1 protein-coding gene is annotated in these 609 nt (G+C 47.1%); it reads right to left on the bottom strand.

Translation table 11 applies throughout. From position 1 onward, the window contains the following. A partial coding sequence (locus HMPREF1627_RS00555) for a 5-methylcytosine restriction system specificity protein McrC (protein ID WP_034500162.1) occupies positions 1-609 on the bottom strand: 609 nt, incomplete at both ends.

Below are 609 nucleotides of genomic sequence, written 5' to 3' on the forward strand. Positions count from 1 at the left end.
CTCTTCCCACAGCCAAGCGCCGTCGAAAAGCACGCCGTAGATTTCTCTCTTGCCTGAACCAACAAAATGTTTGCGCTGCTGCAGAATCAACAGACACAGTTTTTGCAAGCTTGCGTATTCGCGAAAATAAGCGTGGCGTATCAACCGTTTCGTGTTCTGGTTTATAACTCTTCTGCGTTCATATGCTCGATACGGCCCAGTCACTTCTCGCACTAGTCGCACGTCATCTTTTACCTGCGCCAAAAGAAATTTGCCGTTCGGCTTTAAGCTGATGACCTCAATGGTATGCCGGACTAGCTGCATCATCGCATTGTCAAAAGAAAATTGGCGTTCGTTAAACTCAACCTTGCCGGTGAATGGAGTGTTTTCTTTAATGTGGCGAGCGATGTCAATGGTTCCTCTGATCGTCGCTTCATTACGCTGGTAAGTAACGTACTGCTTGTACAGGCCCTTACGCATCGCTTGCTTCAAAAAGCGTGGAAAGAGGAATATAAGATACTCGAATACCTGGCCGTCGTGGTCAAGATCGGTATTCAGGTCAACTATATTGGGTAACCCGAATACGCGGGCCAACAAGTAACGGAAGAAATGGTCTTCTGTGTGGTTACT

Source organism: Actinomyces sp. S6-Spd3 (assembly GCF_000758755.1).
Classification (GTDB): Bacteria; Actinomycetota; Actinomycetes; order Actinomycetales; family Actinomycetaceae; genus Pauljensenia.